The sequence below is a fragment of the Limnospira indica PCC 8005 genome, assembly GCF_000973065.1.
In the GTDB taxonomy this organism is placed as follows: Bacteria; Cyanobacteriota; Cyanobacteriia; order Cyanobacteriales; family Microcoleaceae; genus Limnospira; species Limnospira fusiformis.
Genome location: NZ_FO818640.1, coordinates 5,180,157 through 5,200,906 on the forward strand (window position 1 = coordinate 5,180,157; position 20,750 = coordinate 5,200,906).

Below are 20,750 nucleotides of genomic sequence, written 5' to 3' on the forward strand. Positions count from 1 at the left end.
TAGCCAGGCATCCTACCTGATGACTCAAAAATCAATCAGAATCGAGTCCCTAGCCAGGGTAGATAACTCTATGGCATCACCCAGGTTTTAGTAAGTGGGATCACCAGTGATGAAAGCAGCGGAAACCCACTGATTGGTGTTTTGAAGACGGAACCAGCGGTTCTCGTTTTTCCTTTCCCTTGTATCCCAATGGGTTGTGCCTACAGTTGTAGCATCAAAAGTGCGACGACTGCCATTGCTTAGAGAGCCGACGACAGAGAAGTTTGTCCCTGGTCCGCTGCGGATATTGAGAGTGGTATCTGCTGCGCCAGTGAACAGTGGATTGCCAGTGATGAAAGAAGCGGAAACCCACTGATTGGTGTTTTGAATACGGAACCAGCGGTTATCATTTCGCTGTTCGCGAGCGTCCCAATGGGTTGTGCCTCGTGCCACAGCGTCAAAAGTACGACTGTGACCAGGGCTCAGAGATCCAACTATCGAGTTGTTCGTCCCCGGTCCGCTGCGGATATTGAGCGCCCCATCTACAGTACCTCGGAATGCACCCGTTGAAGGCTGAGTAGGAAGTGGAGACGGAGTGCTAGGTCGCGACAGTGAAAATGCTTGAAGAGGGCTCATGGTTGCGCTTAAGATGAAATTCCGGTTTGAATTGCCGCCATTAGTGCCTCGGAAAGGAGGAGTCCGAACCTCAAGGTGCAAGTGGTTTGCCCCTGACTGGTTGCCAACTTGACCAATAGTCTGGCCTGCTGTTATACGACTTCCTGGAGTAAAGCTGCCGGAACTTTGCAAATGTCCGTAAACCCACTGTCGCCCATCGCTACTGTTCACACCAATGAATGCACCGGCAGTTGGAGAAGACCACGTCCAGGCAACAGTGCCGCCGAGTACCGATCTGACTGGAGTTCTAGCCGGAGCCCCTATATCAATTCCAGCGTGCCACGTTCCTAGCCCCTGAAAGTAACTTTGATCATATGCGTAGCCAGCAGTCATTCGGAATCGCCGACCAAGCACTGCTGTTGAAAGATCTGTATATAGCTGTAATAGTTGAGGTGAGGTTCGCCAGCGCTCATCCACTTCGCCACGCCATAAAGGAGGGTCAAATCGGGTGTTGTCACCACTAGCTATAGCCCACGCATTATTATCATTAGATCGGGGTAATGACTGCTCTATTAGAGTAGCTTCGCCATTGATCATCACAGTGGCGGTATCATCTACTGCCATTAATGCCTCAAGTTCCCCGGCATCAAATTCCCGGCCTTGGACGAGACCGGAAAAAATCGCACCCTCATCTCCAGGTGTATCGGAGATGTTAATCTGCGAGTCGATATAATGCCCTATTTCCTCCAGCAGCACTGAGACGATCGCTTCTGGGTTATCAGCATTCTCAGCCACAAACTCACTGGCCAGATAAATATTGTTAGTTGCTGCCGCAAAAGCTCCGTTAGATCCGTTGATATCAGCAGCAGAAACAACCGTAGTCGGTGGCATCTCAAAAGTACCATTAGTCAAACTATCTGCCAAATCCTGAGCCGCCTCAACATCAAAATCATCTCCAAAAGCAATGCTCATCTGAGAGAGAAACTCTGGGCTATTGGCAAATTGCTGTAATTGTTCGTAAGTATTGGCTAAGGCCATTCCCGTTAACGAATCTACCGACGGGGCGGTGTGAGAATCCGTTTCCGCCGGATTTATTTCTTGGTCAACGGATATATCCAGAGCCATCACAAGACGATCGCCCTCAACTGGTACCAAGGTTGGGAGAAGCACTGGCTCGACAGCCCCCGTTACTGGTAGTCCATGGGCATTGAAAGACTCTAAAATATCCCCATCACTGCGAGCGATCGCATTGGGATTTGTTCCCAGCAATCCGCTGATTTCTTTGGTATCTGTGTCCACAGAAAACATGGCTAGTTCCTCCGATCGCATTAACAATCCAATTATCGCGGTGGCAGTTGAGGCTCTGGGTTAGAAAATGATCGGGAAAAAAGTTAGTTTTTGTTAGGTAGTTTAGCCGCTTTGTGAGATGAAATCTCAATAAATGGGCAAAACAATGGGATTTTGGTCAAATTTTCTGGCTTGGGAGCCAGGAAACCGTCTATAATAAGTTAGTTTTTACCATGTCAAACTTGGGGAGTATCAGCCATGACTCCAGAAGAGGCCTTTGAGTTTGTTAATCAGAAATATTCATGCGATCGCCAAGGCAAACGTATTAGCGACTTGCAAAAACAAATTTTTTGTTGGTCTTGGCAGGGCAAAAAATATGACGACATCGAAATCCTGCTTAATTTTAATAAAGTTTATATCAGACAAGAAGCCGCCAAATTATGGAAAATACTAACCGATTTATTTGCTAAACCAGTAACCCGCACTAATTTTCGGTTAGTCGTGGAACAGGCCATCAAAGCCGATCGCGATCGCTGCCAATTTGCCTTTCCCCAACAGATGCGAGAATGGTTTGAAATTCTGGATTATGAATTTGATTCGCGCTACAATATTCAAGAAGTAATCGAGGGAAATCGATTTTTTGAGTGGATCATCAAAATCAAGGCCCGCCGAGGATACGATCGCATTCTCGTCCGGGGAGTAGAAGGGGAAGCAGAAATTTCCGATTTTAATGCTTTGCGTCAGTCTGTGGAAAACCAACGCACCAACGAGGGATGGTTAGTCGCTGTCCGTCGAGTCAGTAAAGCCGCCAGAAATGCAGCCCAAAAAAGCCCAAATAAAAACTTATTTTGCTACACATTCGACGAACTTATCGACCAAGAAGCAGACTTTAGTGGCTATTGTCAATGGCTAGAGCAGGAAATTCAACGGCGAGGTATCCACCATAAATATGTACCTCTCGCCTGCATAAAAGAGGAAGTTGACCCCTCTACCAAGCATAAATTAGGAGTCAGCCACTACGACGAAGACGATGGCTGGATCGATGGTTATGTTAATAGGTGGATTGACGATACCGCCAAAAAACATCTATCAATTTTGGGTGAGTTTGGCACAGGCAAAACCTGGTTTATTTTTCATTATGCCGGGCAACAATTAAACCGCTACTTAAAAGCCAAAAATAAAGGAGTGGAACGCCCGCGATTGCCCATAGTTATTCTCTTGCGAGATTATGCCAGTGCCATTAATATGGAATCGCTGTTTTCTGAGTTCTTTTTCCGGCAACATGAAATCCCCTTGCGAGGGGGTTATTCTGCCTTTGAATGGCTCAACCGCCAGGGTAAATTGTTGGTCATGTTTGATGGCTTTGACGAGATGGCTGCCAAAATTGACCGACAGCGGATGATTAATAACTTTTGGGAATTGGCTCAAACTGTAGTCTCTGGTTCTAAGGTTATTTTGACTTGTCGCACCGAGCATTTTCCCGAAGCCAAAGAAGGACGTGCTTTGCTGAATTCAGAACTACAGGCTTCCGTGGCAGCATTAACCGGAGAACCGCCACAGTTTGAAGTTCTGGAATTAAAAAAATTTAGTAACCAGCAAATTCGTCAGGCTCTCTCCTTTGAAGCCTCACCCGCCACCGTGAAAAAAGTCATGAATAATCCCCAACTTGTGGATTTGGCTCGCCGTCCGGTCATGAGTGAGTTAATACTGAAAGCCTTGCCGGATATCGAAGCGGGAAAAGCGATCGATTTAGCCAGAATTTATCTCTATGCAGTTACCCGCAAAATGCAGCATGATATACAGAAAAAGCGCACATTTACTTCTCTGGCAGATAAACTTTATTTTCTGTGCGAACTCTCCTGGGAGATGCTATCTAAGAATCGAATGAGTTTGAATTATCGGGAGTTTCCCGATCGCATTCGTCGCTTGTTTGAGTCGCAAGTGCAACAACAAAAGGATTTAGATCACTGGCATTATGATATGATGGGTCAGACTATGTTAATTCGCAATGAAGATGGGGATTATAGTCCGGCTCACCGTTCCTTATTAGAGTTTTTTGTCGCTTATAAGTTTGCTGCTGAATTGGGGATATTGGCTCCCGATTTCGTCGAGGTGGCACAGCCACAGTCCCATGTAAATCCACAGAAAACGGCTCAAAACTACACTTGGTCTAATTATTTTCGCCGCGAAGTTGATGTTAACGGAAAAGTGATTTTGATTTCGCCTCTCAATATGTTTTCTACTGAGTCTTTGGCACATTTGCGAACTACCTTTGGGGAAATGCCTCTGGCGAAAGCAGTGCTAGATTTATTATTGCCGATGCTGCGTCCGGTGACCAACACTGATGAGGAAAACTTACAGGATATTTGCGATCGCTTGCGGGAAGTAGTCAAGGCGACACGGCGAAAAACCCTAGAAAAAGTCGGCTATGTTGGCGGGAATGCAATCACCCTGCTTTTGAAAACTGACAAGGCTGCTTTGGAGGGTTGCGATCTCAGTCATGCCGTGATTTTGGGCGCTGATTTTAGGGGTGCTAGTTTGCAGGATGTAAGTTTAGTAAAAGCCAATTTAACTAACTGTCTTTTTATGGAATCTATGAATACAGTTAGAGCATTAGCTTTTACTCCTGATGGTAAACTTTTAGCCACAGGTGATGAATCTGGTCAAATTCAGATTTGGCGAGTTGCCGATGGCTCAAAAATTGCCACATTGACAGGGCATAGCCTCAGCATCAAAACCCTAAAATTTAATGAGGATGGGCAAATTCTTGTCAGTGCTAGTTATGATAAAATCGTCAAGTTTTGGAATCTGGCAAACCATGAATGTTTCAAAAGCGTACTGATAGAGCCTGATTTTTTATGTGATGCTCCTTTAATGCCCAAGATGAAAATATTTTTGAGTCCTAATCTCAAAATATTGGCGAGTGGTAGTGTAGATGGTACAGTACAGTTATGGGATATTAATAATGGTAAATGTTTGGCGTTTCTCCCAGGACACACCAGTTGGATTAATCGAATAGTTTTCAGTCCAGATAGTCAAATTTTGGCAACCACAAGCAAAGACACAAATATCAAACTTTGGGATGTGGCTAATGCTAAATGCCTGAAAACTTTACCAGACCATGAAGAAGAAGTATGGGGTGTGGCTTTCAGTTATGATGGTCAAGTCTTAGCTAGTGGGAGTGCTGACGGAACCATTAAACTTTGGCAAATTGCTGATATAAATAATATTTCTCTGGCTGCTAGTATCTCCGCACATGATAGCGATCTCAGAGGATTAGCTTTTAGTCCCAATGGCAAAATACTGGCTAGTGGAAGTGGCGATCTCACCGCGAAACTGTGGGACGTGAGTGATATTCATCATCCCCAACTTCTCAATACTTTACAAGAACATACTTCTTGGATAGATGAACTGGCTTTTACACCAGATGGTAAAATATTAGCTATGTGTGCTGCTGATAAAAAGGTGAGTTTGTGGAATGTGGAAAACATTAATAATATCAAGCTCAACAGCATTTTAGGAGGCTGGTGTAATTGGATACGTTCAGTCGTTTTTAGTCCAGATGGTAAGACATTAGCCAGTGGTAGCGATGATTACTATGTCAGGAGTTGGGATACAGAAACAGGGGAGATTTTAGCCAATTTACGGGGACATAAAGAACGAGTACAATCAGTGGCTTTTAGTCCAGATGGTCAAACGATCGCTAGTGCTAGTCGAGATTTTACCGTCAGGTGTTGGAGTGTTGAGCATCATAAATGTTTAAGTACATTAATCACACACACAAACCAGTTATATGCAGTTGCTTTTAGTTACGATAATCAATTGTTAGTCAGTGCCGGGGATGACCGAACTATTAAGTTATGGGATGTGAATCCGACCCCCAAGTTAATCAAGGAAATTAACCCTTATCCTTGGAAAATATTTACAGTTGCCTTTAGTCCTGATAGTCAAAAAATCGCGGTGGGTGGGAGTGATAATATTCTGCAAGTGTGGGACATTGATTTCCAAAAACCTCCCCTAAAATTTGTCGGACATCAGGGAGAGATAATCTCAGTTAATTTCAGCCCTAATGGTCAAATATTGGCTACCAGTAGTAATGATAATACGGTGCGTTTATGGGATGTGACGACCCAAGAATGTCTGGCAATTTTTCCAGGTCAACAAGTTTGGACTTACCTGAATTCATTTAGTCCAGACGGTCAACTATTGGCGAGTGGAGGAGAAAACAATACGGTGCGTTTGTGGGATGTGACGACCCATGAATGTTATGCTACTTTTAACGGACATCAAAGTTGGGTGCTGGCAGTAGCTTTTAGCCCCGATGGTCAAACCTTGGCCAGTAGCAGTGCGGACGAGACAATTAAACTTTGGAATGTCCCAACGCGAGAATGTCTCAAAACTTTGAGAGTACCCAGACTTTACGAAAGGGCGAATATCTGCGGGGTAAAAGGTTTGAGCAATGCCCAAAAAGCAAGTATGAAAGTATTGGGGGCGATCGATTAACTGACGTTAATTGTTGTCTATTGGGTTGGGTTCCCACGGTGAGGGGTCAGAGTTTGATGGGGCGGTGTTGTCCAGGATACTAGGACTTTGTGCGCTTCTAGCTAGGACGAGGTGGAGCATGGTATAGCACACCTGGGTAAGGATTAAGGTATGTTAACTCAAATTACCCTAAAATTAATGATTGCCGGAACAGCATTAAGATCAACATTTCCGGCTTGACCATTATAAATTGTCGAATTGACAGCATATTTTATGACGAATCATCAGCCAAATACTGACTTAACCAATAACCCCATACCTGTGGGAGTCCTAGGGTTTGGTGGTTTAGGACAAGCGGCGGCTAGGGTATTAACCCCTAAACAAGAAATGTGCTGGGTAGCAGCAGCAGATCAAAAGGGCTATATCTATTCCCCGGAAGGACTAGATCCAGACCTGTGCATCAGGACATATCGCGATCGCGGTTCTGTGGCAGACATAGAACCCGGCGGAACCCACAGCACCCAGAGTATTATTGACTTAATTAACCATGCTCCCCTAGTAAAGGGTTACTTTTTGGCGCTGCCTAATTTACCAAATACCTTTATGGCTTCCGTAGCCCAAGCCTTTATTAACTCGGGTTGGCAGGGAGTTCTAGTAGATGCCCTCAAGCGTACCAGCGCGGTGGAACAACTCCTAGAACTTCAGGACCAGTTAAAAGCGGCTGGCATCACCTATATGACCGGTTGTGGGGCGACTCCGGGTTTACTCACGGCGGCGGCGGCGATCGCTGCCCAAAGTTATGCAGAAATTCACAGCGTTAACATCACCTTTGGGGTAGGTATAGCGAACTGGGAAGCCTACAGAGCTACTATCAGGGAAGATATTGCCCACCTTCCTGGTTATAACGTAGAAACAGCTAGGGCGATGACAGATGCGGAAGTAGAAGCCCTATTAGATAAAACTAATGGTTTGCTGAAACTGGAAAACATGGAACACGCCGACGATATTATGTTGGAATTGGCGGGTATTTGTTCTCGCGATCGCGTTACTGTTGGTGGAATTGTCGATACCCGTAACCCCAAAAAACCCCTGAGTACCAATGTACAAGTCACTGGTCGCACCTTCGAGGGGAAAATCTCCACCCACACCTTTACTCTGGGTGATGAAACTAGCATGGCTGCCAATGTCTGCGGTCCAGCTTTTGGCTATTTAAAAGCCGGGGTCAAATTGCACCAAAGGGGCATTTATGGACTGTTCACCGCCGCCGAAGTTATGCCGCAGTTTGTCCGTTAGGCTGGCACAGCCACAGCCGAGCAAATGCCTACAACTGGCTGCTTCACGGTTTGATAGAATGGGAGCCAGGCTGCTGCCTATAAATCACTAACCGGAGATATTGAATGAGTCTAAATGTTGTTACCCTGGTGGGAAGGGCCGGAATTGATCCGGATGTCAAATATTTTGGTGCGACCCGTTAGATGGAAAAGTTGCCCAGTTGGGTAGCGTGCCATCTGCGTAGACTAGGACAAGCGGTCACAGGTCTATGATAACTGGGTGTTTGGGTAGGTGAGGGTTTCACCAATTCCTACCGTCGTGATGCAGACGAAGCGACACCCCCACTGGGGAGACTGACTATCAATCTGGTGAAGCGGGGTGTAACGGAGGTAATCGCCAACCCATGGCGAAATCCCTTCTAGCTGAGATGAGTATGAGTAAGGTTAACTGAATCCACGTCTGAACCGTCGTTATTGATGACAGCCTACATGGGTTATGGGCTGCGCCAAAAGGCAAGGATAAGGGCTGGGCAACTCGAAATTTGACCCGGAGCATCCCCTAAGAAACCCGGCGGATAGTGGAACTCTAACCTCATCGCAAAGCAGACACTCGGAACGGGGTAATCCGGCGTGCATCTCTCGGACAGGTCGATAACCGAGTAGGCAGTCAAGCCGCATGATGGCGCTGGAAAAGATTGACTCAGAAGCAAAGGCCTTTAGGAAACTAGAGGATAAGCCCACGGAGTCACGGTTACTTGGAGATGGATAATCAAGTCAGAGTTAATAAGCTATGAACACGGTAAAACCGATGTATGGATGGGAGACAATCAACTGGAAAAAAGTTGAATACCATGTCTTCAAGCTCCAAAAGAGAATCTATCGAGCCTCGGAACGTGGCGATGTCAAGGCGGTTCGTCGGTTGCAAAGGTTGTTGACAAATGCCATGGATGCCAAAATCCTGGCGGTGCGAGAACTTATCCAGGACAATGGTACGGAAAAGAGGGCGGGAGTTGATGGGGTAAACAGACTCAGGAATCAGGAGAAGCTAGATTTGGCTAACTGCCTGAAACTGGGAAAGAAAACTCAAACCCGCCGCCAGGTCTCGATACCTGAACCAGGAAAGGAGGAAAAGCCCGCCTTTGGTATCCTAATGATGATGGAAAAAGCCAAACAAGGGCTGGTTAAGCTGGCACTTGAACCGGAATGGGAGGCAAAGTTTGACCGGAATTCCTACGGGTTCCGCCCTGGAAGGTCTGCTCAAGATGCGATCGCAGCAATTTTCAATGGCATTAAGGAAGATCATAAATATGTCCTAGATGCACATATTGAGAAATGCTGTGAGGGAATTTACCATCAGAAACTACTAGCCAAACTAAATACCTACCCTAGACTCAGGCGACCAATTAAAGCCTGGTTGAAATCTGGGGTAATGGACGGAAAGGAATTGTTCCCGACGGAGACTGATACACCCCAAGGGGGATTGATGCCACTATTGGCAAATATCGCCCTTGACGGCTTGGAAAGTCTCCTAGAGGATACATTCAAGGGTGGAGTAGCAAACTGTCAGAATGGAAAAGCCACAGTGGTCAGATATGCCGATGATTTGGTGGTATTGGACGAAGAACTTGCGGTGATTCTGACAGCACAAGAAACTATAGAAGCCTGGTTGGGAGAAATGGGGTTAAAACTCAAAGACAGTAACACCCGCATTACTCACACTTTTACAGAACATAATGGGAATCTAGGCTGGGACTTTCTGGGGTACAATATCCGACAATATCCCACAAGCAAAAAGCGATCGCTCGCGACGGGAAACACGGAGCAGAAAATAGGCTGTCAAACTATCATCAAACCCAGTAAAGAGGCAATAAAACGCCACCTACAGAAAATAGATGAGATCATCGGAAGTCACAAAAACTCAAGTCAAGAACAACTGATCAATGCACTAAACCCAATCATTAGAGGGTGGTCGTCATATTACTCGACTGTGAGTAGTAAGGAAACCTTTGGTAAGATTGACAGTATTTTGTTCCACAAACTGAGAGGATGGGCTTTCTTTAGAAGGAATCGAAATCAGAATAACACGGATGTAATATCGAGTTACTGGGGAGTCAACCAAGGCATCGGATGGAAATTTATCACACCAGATCACAAATACTGTCTGGAAAAACATAGCCAAACCATGCTCAAACAGCACGTCAAAGTCAAAGGGGAAAAAAGCCCGTTTGATGGAGATTACGTTTATTGGAGTGAGCGGCTATTGAACTATCCCGGTGCGACCAATGCTATCGAAGTTTGACAGTAGATAATGTGATGGCAACTGATCACATTGATGGTAATTGAGCCAATAACACACTGTCGAACTGAGAAGGATAATACACGGACACTGCCATGATATCACAGACGCTAGAGGTATCTATTGATGACTGAGTAACTGAGGAGCCGTGTGAAGGGAAACTTTCACGCACGGTTCTGGAGCAGAGGTAGGAAAGGTGACTTTCTTATCGACTGTAATAGTCAGGATCAGTAAAATGTCGATTGACCTTAGCTGTCAGGCGCAGAAGTCGCAACAGCGATCAACCGGACTGGTTTACTTTAGACATTTGGGATAAGGCGGCTGAAATTGCTGCCAACTATGTCCGTAAGGGCAGTTTGATTGGAGTCAAGGGAACATTAAAGATTGATACATGGACTGACCGCAATACGGGTGTACCACGTTCGAGTCCGGTGATTGTGGTTGATCAACTTGAACTACTAGGATCTCGTCAGGATAATCAGGCATCTGGTGTTCCTCAGAATTATGATGAGTTCTAGGGTTATGCTCTGGTAGTCGGGTTGATAACATAGTTAAAATCCGACTGCTAGGGGATACCACCCTTGATGTGTTGCACTATGAAAGTTCATTTTTGTTGTGAGTTCACCAGAATTAGATCAGATTTTGCATGAGTACAGATCTGGACAAATAGCCTTTGAACAGGGTCGATACCGCCAATCGGTGGTACATTTGGAAACAGCCAGAGATGCAGTGGAGGCTAACTCTGGCTTGGGTGGCGAGGTCCAGATTTGGCTGGTAACAGCCTATGAAGCCCTAGGGGAAAGACAAAAGGCGATCGCTCTTTGCAAAACCCTCAAATTTCATCCCAGCCTACAAACCAGGAAACAGTCGCGCCGGTTGCTAGAAATTTTGGAAGCACCCAAACTCTATAAGGGTTCGGAAGGGTTAATCGAAATTCCCGATCTGAGTAACTTAGGAGAAAACGCAGATAAATTTCCTGTAGCATCATCAAGCCGAGAAACTTCTGGGAAAGCAGCCCCAGTCAAATCTAAATCACCAGACCCAGAGGTTGATCTAACTCAGGTGAATACGAAGGATAATCAATTTTTGTGGGTGGCTCTGATTTTCCTGGGGTTGATAATGACTAGCTTACTCTTGCATAACATCGGGTAATTTTCGGCAGGAGCCAGAAATTACTGATCATCAATGCAGGTAAAGGATTAGACCTAGGTTAAGGGGGTTATGACACCTAACAGGTGAACGCCAGCCGGTTGCTCTGTCGTCTATCTTTAAGGACATGACGGAGGCAAACATTACCCGATCTGGGAGATGGCTTAAATGCCAGATTACCAAAATTACGTTTTTGTGGTTGACACCAAGGGGCAACCGTTAAAGCAGCTAAAGCGATAATAGTCTAAATCCCCTAATGCACGGAATCACTCGTAGTGTAACAATAGTATGGAAACGGAAACTCCAGACCTAGAAAGCATTAAGCGCCAGTTAATGAGTATTAGACGACCTAAAAAACCAAAGATGCTGGTGGTAGACGATGAACCAGATAATTTGGATTTGCTATATCGTACCTTTCGGAGAGACTTTAGCGTTTTTAAAGCGGAAAGCGGGGTCCGCGCCCTAGAAATTCTCTCTCAGGAAGGGGAGGTAGCAGTGATCATATCTGATCAACGGATGCCAGAAATGAAAGGGACTGAATTTCTCAGTAAAACTGTACCCCAGTTCCCTAACACGGTGCGGATTATTCTCACGGGTTTTACGGATATTGAAGACTTGGTGGACGCGATTAATTCCGGCCAAGTTTATAAATACATTACTAAACCTTGGGACCCGAATGAGTTAAAAACGGTGGTTCAACGAGCGGCGGAAACCTATGAACTGCTGAAACTGCGGACAGAGCAACTATGCCGAGCCAACAGCCAAATCCAACTCTTGAGTGATATTATGGGAATGGCACTCAAGGCGACGGAGATAGAGGAAACTCTACAGGCGATCGCTAAGGCTATTGGAGAACAGATAGAAGCTGATGGGGTGATTCTGCAAGTGGTTTCCTCAGATAGTTTGGCTCCCACAGTCGGGGTCTATGGTATCGTGGAGGATGCGAAGGGTTGGCTGGCTGATGATCCGATTGTCAGTGAAGCGATCGCTACTAAAATCGCCCAGGGAGAAATAAATATCCCCAATAACTCAGATCTAGCGGAAAGCGATCGCTATAAAAGCGCCAATATCCAAGCTCACCTGTGTACCCCCATTATCGATCGCAATCAAGTGGTCGCAGTGTTCTCCCTGCAATGGCAAAAACCCTGTCAACTGTCCCCAGATGACCTGTATACGGTTAAGTTGGTGGCTCAGGAAATGGCTCTAGTTCTATCTCGCTTACACCAATCAACTTAAAATATGAAGCTAGATAGAACCGAAGAACATATCCAAGACCTGTTTAACCGTATTGCTCCGGTCTATGACCAGATGAACGACTGGCTGAGTTTTGGGAGTCATCGCATTTGGAAACAAATGGCGGTTAACTGGAGTGGCGCTCGTCCCGGTCATATAGGCTTAGATCTATGTTGCGGGACTGGTGACTTAACCAGACTTTTGGCTATCAAAGTCGGTAGCTCAGGAAAAGTGGTTGGGGTGGATTTTTCCCGTCAACTGCTGGCTATTGCTGGCGATCGCCAACCACCCTTTACCCTATCCCCGGCTCCCATTACCTGGGTAGAAGCAGATGTACTGGATCTTCCCTTCCCGGATCATTACTTTGACTGTGCTACCATGGGTTATGGTTTGCGTAATGTGGTAGACATTCCCCGCAGCCTGAAAGAACTCCATCGCGTCCTGAAACCCGGTGGGACGGCGGCGATTTTAGATTTTCACCGTCCCGAAAATGCCTTTAAAACCTTTCAACAATGGTATCTCGATCGCATTGTTGTTCCGGTAGCTAATACTTTCGGACTAGAGGCTGAGTACGCCTACCTTAACCCTAGCCTAGAAAAATTCCCCACGGGTCCCCAACAGGTCGCCCTAGCAGAGGCAGCGAATTTTAGTCTGGCTACTCACTATGCGATCGCAGGGGGTATGATGGGAGTATTGGTTCTCGAATCAGGGGGTTGATGAGCTGAAACATCCCGATCCCAACAACCACCCTAATTCACAAAGGCGAATATACAAGGCAATTCGTCAGTTGTCCTAGTTACCTGGGATTTGCAGAAATGTTGTGGCATAATGGTCAATTTATCTCAAGTATCGATTTTTATCGTTCCCCCAATTTTGGGGGGAATTATCGGCTACTTTACCAACGACCTAGCCATCAAAATGCTATTCCGTCCCTATAAAGCCAAAAAGGTCGGAAAAATTCAACTTCCCTTTACTCCCGGTTTAATTCCCCGCAACCAAGAAAGGCTGGCGAAAAGGGTTTCTGATACTATTATGCAGTCCCTGCTGACACCAGAGGAACTCCAGAAAGTTGCGCGCCGCCTATTAAAAACCGAACGCATTGAAGCGACGATTTTATGGTTATTACAACTGGCGCTGGCTCAGGTAAAAGCTGATACAGAACAGAAAACCGCAAAAATTTTGGCAGGTATTCTGAGGGACTTTTTGGGGGAATCTTTACCTAGGATATTGCGGGTTATGGCGCGGCGGGAAGATTTTTTAGAGCCGCAGCTAAATCAGATTTTTGATCAAGTGATGTTGGAGTTCCAACTAAGTGACCAACAGGCTCAAAAACTTTCGGAATGGCTATTAGACCGAGTAATTCCCCCAGAAATTATCCGACTGACTTTAATTGATTTTCTGACCGATCGCAATATTTCGATTATTGACGAAGGCTTCCGGGAACAAAGCACGGGAACCTATTGGGTAGTGGCTAATATTTTCGGTCTCCGCACGACTTTAACCCGGTTAAGAACTTTTTGTCTGGATGAAAAAGAAGAAACTAATCACCGACTGGAAAAACTGTTAACTTCTCTGGGTGTTAGGGAGCGACTAAAGGAGTGGTTGCAGAATCTTTCGATGCAAAATTTGCCGCTGTCTACGGTGCGACAATTACGCAAAACTTTCCGGGATACTGTGCGAGAATATGTCCAAGAACAGGGTATAGATTTAATTCAGGAGTTGACTAAATCTATTGATTGGGAAAGGGTTTCCGCCTTAATTTTAAAGCGGCTGCAAACTTCCCCAGTGGTTAATAATTCCCTAGGATTAGTTAGTCAAGAGTTGGCACTGGTTTTGGAACGCTACCTAGAAGAAGACTTAGAGAAATTGGTGGCTAAGGCGATTCCGATTTTGAATCTTGATGGAGTGATTATAGAACGGGTAATGGCTACTTCTCCACAACAGTTAGAAGTAGCAGTTAATGGAATTGTGAAAAGTGAATTACAAGGAATAGTTAATCTGGGGGGTATTTTGGGGGTAATAGTTGGCTCACTACAAACGGTGATTTTGCTATTGCGTTAAAGTAACATACCCGCCACACAAGCGGTCATAAAACAAGCGAGAGAACCAGCAATCATGGCTCGGACTCCTAATTGGGCTAGGTCTGCTTGTCTTTCTGGTGCGATCGCGGAAATGCCACCGATTTGAATGGCGATCGAGCCAATATTAGCAAATCCACAAAGGGCGTATGTAGCAATTAAAATCCCCCGGGGAGTAATGGTGGGTTCAGTAGTACCTACAACATTGGCATTTTCCATGAGTTGTTTCAGGTCTAAATAAGCGATAAATTCATTAAGAATAATCTTCTTACCCAGTAACACGCCGACGGTGGCGCAGTCTGACCAAGGTACACCCATTAACCAAGCGACGGGAGCAAAGATAAAAGAAAATAGCCATTCCAAGGAAAGTTGAGGTAATCCTATCCCGGCTCCTAACCATCCTAACACGCCGTTAACTAGGGCTAATAATCCTAAAAAAGCAATCAGCATGGCGGCGACATTTAGGGCTAATTTCATGCCTTCAGTGGCTCCGGTGGCGGCGGCATCAATGGCATTAGCAGAAGTGGGTTTTACTTCGATTTTTACCTTTCCGGCGGTGGGGGAAGGCTCGGTTTCAGGATAGAATATTTTAGAAATAGCTAAACTAGCAGGGGCGGACATTACGGAAGCGGCAATTAAATGTTCTGCGGGAACACCAAAGGAAATATAAGCGGCTAACACTCCCCCGGCGACGGTGGCAAATCCCCCGGTCATCATGGCATGGATTTCCGATCGCGTCATGGTGGCAATATAGGGTTTAACTAATAAGGGAGCCTCGGTTTGTCCGACGAAAATATTGGCGGAACAGGAGAGGGTTTCTGAACCGGAAGTCTTGAGGGTTTTCATCATTAACCATGCTACCCATTCGACTACTTTCTGTAAGATGCCATAGTGATATAAGATGGTGATGAATGAGGAAAAAAAGACAATGGTCGGCAAGACCTTAAAGGCGATGAAATGCTGCTCAAAATCGTCTCCAAATACAAATTGGGCTCCCGCATCGGAAAAGTTGAGAAACTGGGTGACAGCAGCGCCTAGGGCTTGGAAAATGGCGAATCCTATGGCGGTTTTCAGAATCACAATGGCAAATAAAATTTGCAGGGCAATGCCCCAGAAAACGGTAGGCCAGCGAATCTGCTGACGATCGCCGGAAAATAAATAGGCGAGGACTACAAATACTACAAGTCCTAATGCGGAAATTGCCCGTTCCATTTGCTGTTGTTAAGTTAGGGTGAGGTTGAGTTGAGCGATCGCTGGTCACAGGTCGCTGGTCACAGGTAGCGACGGTGACGGAGTATGTAACAATAGAGGGTTAGCACTATCAACGCCTGGATAAGGCGAAAGTTCCATGTCTCGACCCATAGTTGCCATTATCGGCCGCCCTAATGTCGGTAAGTCTACACTGGTAAACCGTCTTACACAAACCCAAGATGCGATCGTTCATGATCAACCGGGGATGACCCGCGATCGCACCTATCGTTCCGCCTATTGGCAGGATCGAGAGTTTACCGTAGTCGATACGGGAGGGTTAGTCTTTGATGATGATACCGAGTTTTTGCCACTAATTAGAGAACAGGCCTTGATGGCTTTGGCGGAAGCGACAGCGGCTATTTTGGTGGTGGATGGACAAACAGGACCGACGGGAGGGGATGAGGCGATCGCTAGTTGGCTACGACAACAAAAGGTTCCGATCCTCTTAGCAGTTAATAAATGTGAATCTCCTACCCAGGGACTGACTCAGGCGGCGCAATTCTGGGAATTGGGTTTGGGAAACCCTTTTCCGATTTCTAGCATTCATGGTAGCGGTACGGGGGAACTGCTGGATGCTTTGATTGAAAATTTACCAGCTTCCACAGACAATGAGGACAGCGAAGAATTGCGAGTGGCAATTGTGGGCCGTCCGAATGTGGGTAAGTCTAGCCTATTAAATACTTTTCTGGGTCAGGAAAGGGCGATCGTCAGTCCAATTTCCGGCACTACCCGTGATGCGATCGATACCATCGTAGAACATAATGGCAATACCTATCGGCTAGTAGATACGGCGGGGATACGCCGGAAAAAGCACGTTGAGTATGGGGCGGAGTTTTTTGGGATTAACCGGGCTTTTAAGGCGATCCGACGGGCTGATGTGGTGTTGTTTGTCATTGATGCTGTGGAAGGAGTCACAGACCAAGATCAAAAATTGGCGGGTCGTATTTCTGATGACGGGCGCGCCTGTGTGATTGTGGTAAATAAATGGGATGCGGTGGAAAAGGATAGTTACACGATCCTAGAGTATGAAAAAGTAATGCGATCGCGATTGTATTTTCTCGATTGGGCAGATATGATTTTTGTCAGCGCTATGACCGGACAGCGGGTTGAGAAAATTTTTAAATTGGTGGACAAAGCCGCCGAAGAAAATCGCCGCCGAGTCTCTACATCGGTAATTAATGAAGTCATCGAAGAAGCAGTCCGCTGGCATTCTCCCCCCACCAGTCGCCAAGGACGACAGGGTAAAATCTACTATGGAACTCAAGTTACCTCCAGTCCGCCCACAATTGTCTTGTTTGTGAATGACCCAAAACGGTTTGGGGATAATTATCGGCGCTACATGGAAAGCCAGTTCCGTCAACAATTGGGATTTGCTGGGACTCCCATTAGACTATTATGGCGGGGTAAAGCTATGCGGGAAGTAGAGAGAAATTCCGCTAACCGGGCGACTAAGGTTTGATTGCTGACCAGTTGCGCCCAGTTGGCATTGATCCCCCCAACTATAGTTAATTGTTGAGAAAATGGACCTACTGCGATCGCTACCTATCGGTTTATACTTAGAACAACCGATTACTTGGCTTCATCGCCTTGATTCCCGGATTAAGCTAGTCTGGTTGATGAGCTTTCTCATTGCACCGATCCTCTCTAATGCCCTTTGGCGGTTGGGGTTGGTGGTGCTGTTGATGGTGATTACCCTAGTGGCAGCAATTCCGTTCCGGGTGTGGAAGCGACAAATGGGCTGGCTATTAACTTTCTGTAGCTTATTGTTGATAGTAAGTGCTATCCTACCTGATGGGTTGAGTGTTAGCCATCAACCTCGCCTCCCCAGAGATGAGATAGCCTTGGAAATGCAAAGTCTTGGGAGAGTGGGAGGACTGGGAGAAAATGCCACAACGACCGCTGATTCGGTGACTGAGACTGAGGGTTTACCTCAACCAACAGCCTATAGTTATATTCTGCTGGCAGCGGGTCCGTTAACTATTACCCGCTATTCCCTGGATCTGGGTGTTCGGATTAGTACCTTGCTGTTTACCCTGGTTTACAGCACTAATCTATATCTACTGACTACGGCTTCTGAGGAAATTGCTGTGGGGATCGAAAGCCTGATGAAACCATTGCGACGGCTGAAAATTCCGGTAACAGAAATAGCCCTCACCCTCACTCTGTCCCTGCGTTTCTTTCCTCTGGTACTTGAGGAAATTCAGAACCTATATAGATCTGTGCGTACTAGGGCGATCGACTGGAAAAAACTGGGCTGGCGAAGGGCGACTCAAATTTGGCTTTTGGTGGCAGAACGACTCCTAGAAAATTTATTATTGAGAGCAGAACAAATTGCTAATGCCATGAAAGTCCGAGGCTTTACCAGTCCTAACCAACATCGAGTTGAGTGGCATCAACTTCAAATTAATTGGTGGGATTGGGTCGCCCTATTAGCCTTAACTATATTTTGGGGTATGCGTTTGGTTTGGGGCTGGGAATCTTAAGACCAACACTCTTTCCCCGCTTCCCGGTGCGAGGCGCTATGACTTGAAAAGTGCGCCTGAGAGTGTCAAGATAAATCGGCTGATTATTTGATTCTGGGATATATCTCTGATAGACGGGCTCGAATAGCAGAGTAACACCAGGTAATTGCCTTTTTTCTAAGTTAGTGCTTGCTGATGCGTGAGGCGGAATGACAACAGAAACTTACATGAACCATCCCAACTTTGGCTTACTTTTTAAAGTTTGCCCAGTTGAAGATAATCAGGAATTATTTACTACCCTTTACGCCCAACGCCTATTTTTCTTGGTGACTCAATCACCGGCTGGCTTGAAGTTTGAACCGATAAGCCGCTCCGATGCCAAGATGTTAGTGGAAATTCGTTTGCGAATGTTGCGACGCACTGGCCAAATGGAGCCTTATAAAAAACTGCAAATAATTCATCAGCAGACCTTTCTATAGCTTGACTAACCCACTATGACTGACTATGACTGATTCGATCGCTGAAAGAATTGCCCAAATTCGGGCTGCTATTCCCCCAGAGGTGCGACTGGTGGCTGTGACCAAAACGGTTTCGGTGGAGGCTATACGCTTGGCTTATGAAGCCGGAGTGAGGGATTTTGGCGAAAATCGTGTTCAGGAAGCAGAGGCGAAACAACTTCAATTGCAAGATCTCAGGGATATTACTTGGCACTTGATTGGTCATCTACAAAGCAATAAGGCGGCGACGGCGATCGCTAATTTTGATTGGCTGCACTCGGTTGATAGTTGGAAATTAGCCCAAAGACTCGATCGCCTGGCTAGAGAACAGTCTCGCTGTCCCCGGATCTGCCTACAGGTGAAAATCCTCCCAGACCCTAACAAATATGGTTGGACAGTCCCGGAGTTACTGGCTGATTTACCCCAGCTTAATGCCTGTGAGTCCCTAAATATTCAAGGTCTAATGACAATTCCCCCCCAAGGCTTGACCGAAACCCAAACGCGATCGGTTTTTGAAAAAACCCGTCAGTTAGCGGCTGAAATTGGGGCGCAAAACTGGTCTAATATCAAAATGGCAGAATTATCTATGGGTATGTCAGGGGACTATTTACTAGCCGTAGAAGCAGGGGCTACTATGATTAGACCGGGACAAATTATATTCGGCCCAAGGAATATCTAAAGCGATCGGGTCGGAGCCAGAATTTAATCCAAGATTTGCTTTACATCTTAGGACAATAAGGTACAATACCCCAAAAGATTCGCAACTCAATAATGAGTATACGGTCAAACCCCAGACCATGCCAAATTTCCTTGACGACATACTCATCAAGTCGGATTCATGGTAAAATCCAATCATGCCTTACAAAGCTTTCCGAACCAAACTAAAACTCAATGACCGTCATCGCACCTTGATGGCCAAACACGCCGGTTATGCTCGGTTCGTGTTTAATTGGGGATTACACTTATGGAGGTCAGCTTATGAAGAGGGACTCAAGCCTAATATAAACTCCATTAAAAAGGTTTTTACTCATTATGTGAAACCTCAATATCCTTGGATGTCCGAATTGTCTTCTAAAGTTTATCAATATGCCTTCATTAATCTAGGGGATGCCTTTAAGCGCTTCTTCAAGGGAATAAGCAGTTATCCTAAATTTAAGAAGAAAGGCCACCATGATAGTTTTACGCTTGACAATTCTGGAAAGCCATTCAATCTGTCAGGAACTCGCCATAAGCTGCCTTTTGTGGGCTGGGTTTCTACATTTGAGGCACAACCCGAAAGTTGGGTTAAGAAAGTCACTATAACGCGCCAAGCAGGTGACTGGTATATTAGCTTTTTCGTAGAAATCACGCCAGAAATTACACCGAAATATCGAGAGAGAATCGGGGTAGACCTAGGAATTAACAATTGGGCGACTTGCTCCGATGGGACCCAATTCTCTAATCCCAAGGCTTATAAAGCAGCCACCAAAAAACTAGCTCGATTACAACGTCATTTAAGTCGCAAAGTCAAAGGCTCAAAAAATCGGGCTAAATGTCTCTTAAAAGTTCAAAAGCTACATCAAAGAGTAGCTAATATTCGCCGTGACACGATTCATAAAATCACTACTTTTTTGGCTAAAAACCACAGCCAAGTAGTCATTGAAGATTTGAATGTGTCTGGAATGCTGAAAAATCATGGTTTGGCGGGTTCTATCGCTGATGCTTCATTTTATGAGTTCCGTCGGCAACTAGGTTACAAGACAGAACGTTATGGTTCAAAGTTGATTATTGCCGATAGATTTTATCCATCCAGTCAACTGTGTTCTAATTGCGGTTATCGTCAAAAAATGCCCCTAGTCCGTCGGACTTTTGAATGTCCAAACTGTGGCCTGAAGATTGATAGAGATTTGAACGCCAGTATAAATTTAGAAAAATCGCCTGGTTCAGACGATTACACTTGTGGACGGGGTGCTGCCGACAGTCCCGGACGAAGCCAGAAATAAACGTCAATATCCGGCTATGTCCGGTTTTGTTTAAGTTTTATAGAGCAGTCCACCTGATGAACTATCAATAGGGGGGATGAGGAACTTTCGGGTTAAACTTTAATCATCTGCCTTTGTGTGAGGGGAGGAAATGTCTAAAAAAATGATGACAATCAGCCCCCACCAGGT

The 20,750-nt window shown here is 45.7% G+C and carries 14 protein-coding genes and 1 pseudogene; 13 read left to right on the top strand and 2 right to left on the bottom strand.

Annotation, left to right across the window (positions count from 1 at the left end; all coding sequences use genetic code 11):
* Positions 1–87 precede the first annotated feature (87 nt).
* Positions 88–1,902, bottom strand: a complete 1,815-nt coding sequence (locus tag XZ46_RS22880) for a peptidoglycan DD-metalloendopeptidase family protein (RefSeq protein ID WP_048895264.1) — start codon at positions 1,900–1,902, stop codon at positions 88–90.
* 237 nt (positions 1,903–2,139) lie between these two features.
* Here XZ46_RS22880 and XZ46_RS22885 point away from each other — a divergent pair, with 237 nt between their 5' ends.
* The 8 genes and pseudogenes from XZ46_RS22885 (at position 2,140) to XZ46_RS22920 (ending at position 14,373) form a co-directional block, all read left to right on the top strand.
* Positions 2,140–6,384 carry a WD40 domain-containing protein gene (locus XZ46_RS22885; protein ID WP_008054752.1) on the top strand — a complete coding sequence of 1,415 codons (4,245 nt, stop codon included), beginning with the start codon at positions 2,140–2,142 and terminating at the stop codon, positions 6,382–6,384.
* Positions 6,385–6,636: 252 nt separating this feature from the next.
* Positions 6,637–7,656 (top strand): (S)-8-amino-7-oxononanoate synthase BioU, encoded by a 1,020-nt coding sequence (gene bioU / locus XZ46_RS22890; protein ID WP_048895265.1) that lies wholly within the window; start codon positions 6,637–6,639, stop codon positions 7,654–7,656.
* A gap of 768 nt (positions 7,657–8,424) precedes the next feature.
* Positions 8,425–9,933 carry a reverse transcriptase N-terminal domain-containing protein gene (locus XZ46_RS22895; protein WP_006670725.1) on the top strand — a complete coding sequence of 503 codons (1,509 nt, stop codon included), beginning with the start codon at positions 8,425–8,427 and terminating at the stop codon, positions 9,931–9,933.
* 230 nt (positions 9,934–10,163) lie between these two features.
* Positions 10,164–10,448, top strand: a pseudogene (gene ssb, locus XZ46_RS22900) (single-stranded DNA-binding protein); the annotation flags it as partial.
* 97 nt (positions 10,449–10,545) lie between these two features.
* On the top strand, positions 10,546–11,082 hold the full coding sequence (locus XZ46_RS22905) for a hypothetical protein (protein WP_006623341.1): 537 nt from the start codon (positions 10,546–10,548) through the stop codon (positions 11,080–11,082).
* A gap of 285 nt (positions 11,083–11,367) precedes the next feature.
* The gene (locus tag XZ46_RS22910) at positions 11,368–12,315 is read left to right on the top strand and encodes a response regulator (RefSeq protein ID WP_008054745.1); all 948 of its coding nucleotides are present in this window, start codon (positions 11,368–11,370) and stop codon (positions 12,313–12,315) included.
* A gap of 3 nt (positions 12,316–12,318) precedes the next feature.
* Positions 12,319–13,029: a bifunctional demethylmenaquinone methyltransferase/2-methoxy-6-polyprenyl-1,4-benzoquinol methylase UbiE gene (gene ubiE, locus XZ46_RS22915; protein ID WP_008054743.1), complete on the top strand. Its 711-nt coding sequence runs from the start codon at positions 12,319–12,321 to the stop codon at positions 13,027–13,029.
* A gap of 111 nt (positions 13,030–13,140) precedes the next feature.
* Positions 13,141–14,373, top strand: coding sequence for a DUF445 domain-containing protein (locus tag XZ46_RS22920; RefSeq protein WP_006623344.1), 1,233 nt, complete (start codon positions 13,141–13,143; stop codon positions 14,371–14,373).
* Here the strand turns inward: XZ46_RS22920 and XZ46_RS22925 are convergent.
* Complete coding sequence (locus tag XZ46_RS22925) at positions 14,370–15,602, bottom strand: NupC/NupG family nucleoside CNT transporter (RefSeq protein WP_006623345.1); 1,233 nt, start codon at positions 15,600–15,602, stop codon at positions 14,370–14,372. The genes XZ46_RS22920 and XZ46_RS22925 overlap by 4 nt on opposite strands.
* A gap of 136 nt (positions 15,603–15,738) precedes the next feature.
* On the opposite strand from XZ46_RS22925, the gene der reads away from it, so the two are divergent.
* The 5 genes from der (at position 15,739) to XZ46_RS22950 (ending at position 20,582) form a co-directional block, all read left to right on the top strand.
* Positions 15,739–17,100 (top strand): ribosome biogenesis GTPase Der, encoded by a 1,362-nt coding sequence (der, locus tag XZ46_RS22930; RefSeq protein ID WP_008054740.1) that lies wholly within the window; start codon positions 15,739–15,741, stop codon positions 17,098–17,100.
* 61 nt (positions 17,101–17,161) lie between these two features.
* Complete coding sequence (locus tag XZ46_RS22935; RefSeq protein ID WP_008054738.1) at positions 17,162–18,124, top strand: energy-coupling factor transporter transmembrane component T family protein; 963 nt, start codon at positions 17,162–17,164, stop codon at positions 18,122–18,124.
* Positions 18,125–18,312: 188 nt separating this feature from the next.
* Positions 18,313–18,582: a transcriptional coactivator PipX gene (gene pipX / locus XZ46_RS22940; RefSeq protein WP_006623348.1), complete on the top strand. Its 270-nt coding sequence runs from the start codon at positions 18,313–18,315 to the stop codon at positions 18,580–18,582.
* Positions 18,583–18,607: 25 nt separating this feature from the next.
* Positions 18,608–19,279: a YggS family pyridoxal phosphate-dependent enzyme gene (locus tag XZ46_RS22945; RefSeq protein ID WP_008054736.1), complete on the top strand. Its 672-nt coding sequence runs from the start codon at positions 18,608–18,610 to the stop codon at positions 19,277–19,279.
* A gap of 175 nt (positions 19,280–19,454) precedes the next feature.
* Positions 19,455–20,582 (top strand): RNA-guided endonuclease InsQ/TnpB family protein, encoded by a 1,128-nt coding sequence (locus XZ46_RS22950; protein ID WP_008054734.1) that lies wholly within the window; start codon positions 19,455–19,457, stop codon positions 20,580–20,582.
* The last annotated feature ends 168 nt before the right edge of the window (positions 20,583–20,750 follow it).